The 6,896-nt window shown below is 44.0% G+C and carries 7 protein-coding genes; 2 read left to right on the plus strand and 5 right to left on the minus strand.

The features are described 5' to 3' along the window. The first annotated feature begins 33 nt into the window (after nucleotides 1-33). Nucleotides 34-462 carry a thioesterase family protein gene (locus A3756_RS08905; RefSeq protein WP_068506729.1) on the plus strand — a complete coding sequence of 143 codons (429 nt, stop codon included), beginning with the start codon at nucleotides 34-36 and terminating at the stop codon, nucleotides 460-462. A 3-nt stretch (nucleotides 463-465) separates the two neighbouring features. Here the strand turns inward: A3756_RS08905 and A3756_RS08910 are convergent, their stop codons facing one another. Beyond that, nucleotides 466-1,347: a GlxA family transcriptional regulator gene (locus A3756_RS08910; protein ID WP_068553358.1), complete on the minus strand. Its 882-nt coding sequence runs from the start codon at nucleotides 1,345-1,347 to the stop codon at nucleotides 466-468. Nucleotides 1,348-1,536: 189 nt separating this feature from the next. Here A3756_RS08910 and A3756_RS08915 point away from each other — a divergent pair, with 189 nt between their 5' ends. Then, complete coding sequence (locus A3756_RS08915; protein ID WP_068506725.1) at nucleotides 1,537-1,995, plus strand: nuclear transport factor 2 family protein; 459 nt, start codon at nucleotides 1,537-1,539, stop codon at nucleotides 1,993-1,995. 12 nt (nucleotides 1,996-2,007) lie between these two features. Here A3756_RS08915 and A3756_RS08920 read toward each other — a convergent pair whose 3' ends face one another. The 4 genes from A3756_RS08920 to A3756_RS08935 form a co-directional block, all read right to left on the minus strand. Next, on the minus strand, nucleotides 2,008-2,202 hold the full coding sequence (locus A3756_RS08920; protein ID WP_068553359.1) for a DUF6316 family protein: 195 nt from the start codon (nucleotides 2,200-2,202) through the stop codon (nucleotides 2,008-2,010). Nucleotides 2,203-2,488: 286 nt separating this feature from the next. Further along, nucleotides 2,489-2,800, minus strand: coding sequence for a DUF2007 domain-containing protein (locus A3756_RS08925; RefSeq protein WP_068506719.1), 312 nt, complete (start codon nucleotides 2,798-2,800; stop codon nucleotides 2,489-2,491). A gap of 11 nt (nucleotides 2,801-2,811) precedes the next feature. After that, a complete protein-coding gene (locus A3756_RS08930; RefSeq protein WP_068506716.1) occupies nucleotides 2,812-3,714 on the minus strand; it encodes a LysR family transcriptional regulator in 903 nt (300 codons plus the stop codon). Between the two features lie 125 nt (nucleotides 3,715-3,839). After that, nucleotides 3,840-6,839: a hypothetical protein gene (locus A3756_RS08935; protein ID WP_068553360.1), complete on the minus strand. Its 3,000-nt coding sequence runs from the start codon at nucleotides 6,837-6,839 to the stop codon at nucleotides 3,840-3,842. Nucleotides 6,840-6,896 lie beyond the last annotated feature (57 nt).

Below are 6,896 nucleotides of genomic sequence, written 5' to 3' on the forward strand. Positions count from 1 at the left end.
ATGATTTGATAAATACAATGCGAAGAGGTAGTAATGAGCGAAGTGTTTGAGCAGTGTCAGGTTTCGATAGATACGCCAGTAGCCTGGGGTGAAATGGATGCCTTTCAGCACGTTAATAATGTCGTCTATTTTAAATACTTCGAAAGTGCGCGAATTGCCTATTTTGACCGACTGGGTAATAATGAAGAAATGAAACGCTCTGGTATTGGCCCAATACTGGCCTCTACTCAGTGCCGCTATAAAGCGCCTTTAAGCTACCCTGACAATATCTCCGTGGCAACGCGAGTGTGCGAAATTTCAGAAGATCGCTTTACCATGAAGTACTACGTTATGAGCCATAATACTGGCAGAATTGCGGCAGAAGGTGAGGGAATAATCGTTTTTTACGATTATAACAATAACTGTAAACATGCCATTCCTGAAGAGATCAAAAACAGAATTGTTGCACTCGACGGACTATAGGTATTAGCGTTTTAGTTTACTTTGTCTAAATTGTTTTGGTGTTTGACCGCAGAGCTTTTTAAAAAGCGTTCTGAAATACTGAATATCCTGATAGCCAACGTTACCTGCGATGGCCTCTATATTTTGACTCCCTGTTTGAAGCAGATGCTTTGCTTTCTCTATGCGAAGCTTTTGTAAATAGCTAGATGGCGTTTCATCGGTAGCGGTTTTAAAGCGCCGCACCTGGTTTCGGCTGCTCATGTTAAAGCGGTTTGCTAGCTCTTCGATACTATCGAAGCTATCCAAATGATCTTCCATCCAGTTTTGAATACCAATAATGTGTTCATCACTGTGTTCTTTCAAAGCTTGTATACCGGCAAACCTTAGCTGCGATCTCTCAGACAAATCAATCATCAGTAATCTGGAGCAAGCTTCGGCGAGCGAGCGACTAAAAAACGTTTCAATTAAATAAAGGCAGAGGTCTTGAAATGCGTAGGCGCCGCCTGAGCAGAATAATGTTCCATCATGAGTCAGCATGCTATCAATCTGTAAATCAACAAGCGGGAATTGTTGTCGAAACTGGGAGGCATACTTCCAGTGTGTGGTTGCGCGACGCTGATCAAGCAAACCTGTCGCCGCCACAAGAAATGCGCCGGTACATACTGACGCCACTGCGCCTCTTTTTCGCTGGCTGTCTACTAGCCAATGAATTAGCGCGTCATCAAAATCAAAGCCATTAGTCGGGACAGGGCCGAGGGGCGCGATGATGACCAAGTCATAATGCTTCTGACCAATGTCTTCTGTAGGGCTAATACGAATAGGTGTACTACTATTAATACTTGAATGAGACGGGCCCACTAGGCTTGTTGTTAACTGAATATCGTTTGCAAGCAACTGTGAACACACAGAAAAAATATCCCACAGCCCAGCGACTGAAGAAACAGGGGAGCTAGGGTGAACATAAATCCCAATGCAAAAGGTATTCTTTTTATTTGTCTTATTAGTCGTTTAATAATGTCATATCAGTCATCTTACAAGTAGTCTAAGTGCTCGCTATCATTATGTAAATGATATGAATTGAGCAGGAGAGCAGAAATGAATCAACAGCAAGAATTATTAGAACGCTTTTACACGGCTTTTCAAAAGCTTGATTGGGAAACAATGACTTCATGCTACCACCCAGAGGCGACCTTCAAAGACCCGGCTTTTACCTTATCGGGAGCAGAAGTAGGGCTTATGTGGAAAATGCTCTGCACGCGCGCAAAAGACTTCGACCTTAGTTTTAATGTGGCTAAGGTGAACGACACACAAGGTGAAGTGAACTGGGAAGCAAATTACTTGTTTTCTAAAACGGGTCGAAAGGTAAATAATAAGATTAAGGCAAACATTACCTTTAAAGATGGATTGATTTACCAGCATCACGATGACTTCAACTTTTGGCGTTGGTCTCGTCAGGCGATCGGGCTTCCTGCATACTTGTTAGGCTGGTCTAGTACCTTTCAAAATGCAGTATCAAAACAGGCAATGGCGCAATTATCCCAGTTTGAAAGTTAGATCAATGTAACGCTAGCCACTATTTTTGAAAAACGAATCATTTACGTGCCTGATGTATAACACCAAAGCACTTTCTGCTTCTTGTCGAGAGTGGAAGGGGCCTTCCTCGGTCATTTCTCGCGTCGTGAAAAACCAGGAATCATTAACATGAGTAAAACGATTGCTGTGGAACCAGCTTTTATCACCTTCACCGGAACGAACTGTCATGAGCTTTCTCCTTAACTACGTACCTCATCGTATTAGCAACAGGTACTAAGGGTGATCGTCATAATAAAAAAGAAATAGAATGTAGGCGGCAATAGGTCTGCCTATAGACCGGGGTCTAATACTATCTAATTGTAGTGTTTGTATGAAATGTAGCCAGGAAAATGCGGTTTATATTGCATTTATTCACATAGCAGAGCTGGTTTGAAATATGGCGCATAAAGCTTAGTTCGAAAGGTATTAATTAATAGAATTAAGTGCTTAGCTAAAAGGTTTTCAGGAGCCTAAGTTATATAGCGCGTTCTCTACCGCACTTCCAGCATAATTCAAACGCGGGAGCATTATCTTCAGAGCAATGCTCACAAAACCATGAAGTCGCTTTGGGGTCGCCGTGTACCGCTTCTTCAATGATTTTTTCTGCTTGCTCATAATCCCTTTCTTTCGAGACCCAAAGCTCAGCCCACACCTCTGTCGGAGGTGTTTCACCCGCTGTCGATGTCAGGCCATCATTCCGAACTTCGCAATTGATATTATGATTACCCAGGATGTTGCGAAGGTTGAAGACTAATAATGAGTTTGAATGCGAAAAAATGCGTTTCATCAAACATGTACTCAGCTTATTTCTTGATTAAAGATATCAATAATGACGCTTCTCATCCATTGGTGTGCTTTATCCTGGCTGTAATTGCTGTGCCAGTATAAATGCCAATCTACATCAGGTAATTCAAAGGGCAAGTCGTAGATCGCTAGTTTGTGATCTTTCGCCAGGGTTTCAGGGATTGTTAGCAGCATATTGGTCTGTGCCGCGATTGGTGGAGCAGCCCTAGAGTGCTGGACTCGTAAGCGAATATCCCGTTGTAGGCCCTGTCGATTCAAGTGCAGGTCAATATAGCCCTGACCCCGTCGGCGGCTGGATATATGAATGTGCGGCGAAGAAAGGTATTGCTCGAGTGTTAGGCTTTTACCGTCTAGCGATGGGTGATCGTGGCTAGCGACACAGACAAAACGGTCTTGGGCGAGAGACTCATTCACAAGTTGTGGATCGTTAACCAAAGGAACGTCGAGCGCAAAATCTAACTGCCCCGTGGCAAACTCTCTCGATAGTTCTGAACGTGCGACAGGAAAGCTCTCAATTGAAATGCCGGGTGCATGTTCTTGCAAATAAGACATCAATATTGGCAGCAGGTAAGACTCAGAGGTGTCGTTCATCGCGAACGAGAACTTCTTATCAGAGGTTTCCGGATTAAAGTCATCATGCTCGGTGATGCTGCTCTCCAGCCCGGCCAGGGCCGCACGTACTCTGGATATTATGTTGTCAGCCAATGGTGTAGGTACCATGTGACCTGATTGTCTTACAAATAGTGGGTCATCAAAAACACGGCGTAGACGACTTAGCGAGTTACTGACAGCGGGTTGAGTGATATGAAGGGACTCAGCAGCCTTAGTCAGATTTCGTTCTCGGTAAATTACATCAAAAACAATGAACAGGTTTAGGTCAATTTTTTGAAGCTGCATAGATTATTAAACTCAAACAAGAAGTTGTTGTTCAGGCATGTATTTAAGCAGCTATAGGTGATGATGTCACTAAAGCACCTTCAGGCTAAATTAGCCTGAAGGTGCGAATCAATCTAGCTAGCACTTTAAGGCGCGCAGCTGTCGCCTCTTGTCCCATTAACGTAGTTCCAGCAGTAAAGTAGTGTACCATCTTCGTTCCATCGTTTTAGCGTGCCATGGTAACTGCCATTCGCGAAGTGCGCTTCAAATTCCTTATTCCCATTTTCATACCAATCGCTTGAGAGGCCGTGTTTCTCGCCATCAGCATAATAGTCTTCGGATTCTTTTTGACCACTTTCATACCAACTTGTCTGGGCTCCGCAGTATTCGCCGTTGTAAGTATAATTTTGTGACATTCTGATGCCATTGTCATACCAGGCTTCGGACAGACCATGAGAATTTCCCTCCTTATAATAGCCTTGAGAAGAGATCTGCCCATTTTCATGCCAATATCGACTTAATCCATGCAGCTGGGCATTGACGTAGAACTGCTCTCGGTCAAGTATTCCCGGGTCTTCATAGTAGTTTGCGCCATGACCGTATGAGCAAGAAGTATACGAGTTGGGATCACTTTCATTGGCCATCGTAATAGCCTGATTAAAAGTATTCGAGCTGCCGAGTTCGATATCGTAGGTGGATGGGCAACTAGGGCTATTGGATTGAGGAATATCAGCAATAGGGCAGGTCGAATGAGTAAATTCAGATTCTTCTGATGCATAGTCCTGGCCATAAACCCTTTGTATTACATAAGCGGTCACCGTGGTGCCATCAGAAACCGAAATCGGTGCCGAGTAGTTGTATTCTGGCGCTGATCCATTCAACACATAGCGGATATCTGGTAGGCCTTGTGCTTGAGTCATTGCTAGTTCTAATTGACCAAACTCATTCATACCGTTGGATATAAATTCTACTTTTTCCGGGATAAACGTAAGCGCTACTTCGTTACTTCGAATACCTTCGGTATTTTCGATATAAACGCTAATTGGACCCACCTCCATATTTTCGTGCGAAGGTAATCTTAACGCTAAGCTTCCCTGAGACAGAGAATGAATTGCAGCGTGGACAATGCTACCCGTATGCGTCCTGAAGTAGACGGTGTAGTCGTCGATGTTAGTTGTCATGCCTGAAACACTTAAGATCAGCTCATCGTTACCTTGAACCCGTTCTTGGTCGATTGAAGTAATAACCATAGCGCCCACTTGAATCGTAAAACTGGCTTGATCACTTACAGGTGGAACGGTAATTTCATAGACATTGTTCATGCCTATTAGATTGCGACTGGTATAGATATGATCAATTGAAACTTCAATTGTATCGACGTTGCTGTCGGCATTTAGCCATTGACCGAATACTTCGAATTTAATTTCCGTTCCTGGGTCGTTGGTGTTCAGCGCATTAGAAGGATAAAACTTGGCGCTATCAACAAGTTCACCTTCACCGTTCTTAGCGCTTAGAACGATTTCCGGAATATGTCGGCCATCTACATGATCTAGTGTTTTTAAGCCAAAGCCGCTTAGGGTGACTTCTTCTGTTTCAATAACACCACCATCACGACGGCTAATGGCTAAAGGCGTCATGCTAAGCAGATCAATCGGGAAATTAACAGTCGCCGAAACGGTGCTTGGAATATGCCTCGCATCATTTACTACGGCAAGCATATCTGCAGCCCAAATGGCAATGGTTGCCTTGAGCGATATCAGTGTGAGCCCCATTTTCGCAAACTGTTCTGAATTAACTTGTAATGCTGCGTTAGCTGTTAAGCTAAGAATTTCATTTATGACGGGGTTTGGCCAAGATCCCGCAATAGGGTTTGTAGGATTCAGCCCCGATGTCATTTCGTCTAAGACGATGCCTAAGGCTTCAAGAAGCTCCCATTGATATAGGGCGGGCGCGGCTTTATCAAACAAGCCAGAATTATAGAGCACGCCAAAAACAGGTTGGATAGCAACGTCCTTAACGCTAAACACCGTATTGATGCTTGGAAGGAGTACCTTCGAATATATCGTTCTTAGTTGAAGTGCAAAGGTGGTACTTTCGGTGTAGCCATCGAACTCGATGCCTGTAATTCCTGCGGTGACAAAATCTACCACCACATCGCGATGCTCAACTTCGAAGGATTGTTCATTAGATTGATAGGCACCCCAGAATCCTTGCTGCGGATCGAGCAAGTGTTCATCAAAAGCTTTACTAATAATGCCTACGGGTAAGTCGGCACTATACCATTCCCCACCGGACACCAGATCAAAAATCCTGGGGCGAACATAGAGGCTCGTATCATTGTCCAGGGTTATGTACGAGGCAATACGATTGTTTTCTTTTTCTGGTTTAACAGACAAGCCCAGCAGAGTATGGGCTGGGTCGTCATAGACTACGTGCAGATCCATATCGCTTGGGCCATCGTAAGAAGTCGAGCGATAGTTTGTGTTTGTGTTTGTGCTTGTGCGTGAGATGGCCAGTTCAATATCCTGCGTTGGCATTAAGGCTTTAAGGGCATCCAGACTGCTCTGCACTGCGCCAAGATAGATCTCGTCATAGACATTGTTCAAATTGTGGAGGTGCAAAGTATAAGGGTCCGCTTCGATCATTGTTTCAAATTTATCAATAAACGCTAGGGAGTTGTTTCTAACGCTTTGTTTGACTTCGCTTGCGCTTCCTGCGTTTAGTAAAAGCTCCTGAGGGATTGCTTGCATGACCAGGGAGATTGCGGTTCCTTCGCTGTCGATACGAGTATTTTCCTCTCCGGGTAATAGGGTAGAAAGCATGTAGACGCTTGGCCATTCATCACTTTCTCTTTGCGGAAGCATTAGATACGCATTGGCTGGTGATTCGCCTAGAGTAGGGAGTGACACTCTTTGTTTAGAGTCAACAGGGTATGAGGCGTCATCAACTTCTATTGAGAGCTTATCTTCTTGAAGAGGTGAGCTCTCAGGCAACTCAATGACCCCGGAGATATCTGTTTCATCTCCTGGTGTTGTACCTGAAGAGTTACTTGAGCCGCCATTACAGCCTGCAATCGATAGGCTTAGTGCTAAGGCTAAGAAAACCTTAAAGCTCAACCCTAGGCAGTTGAATAGGAATTTCTGCATTGAATATCTCCAAATAAAACTCTTTATTAGTAAATCCTAATATAAATAATGGAGTGT

It is taken from the genome of Oleiphilus sp. HI0086 (genome assembly GCF_001635225.1).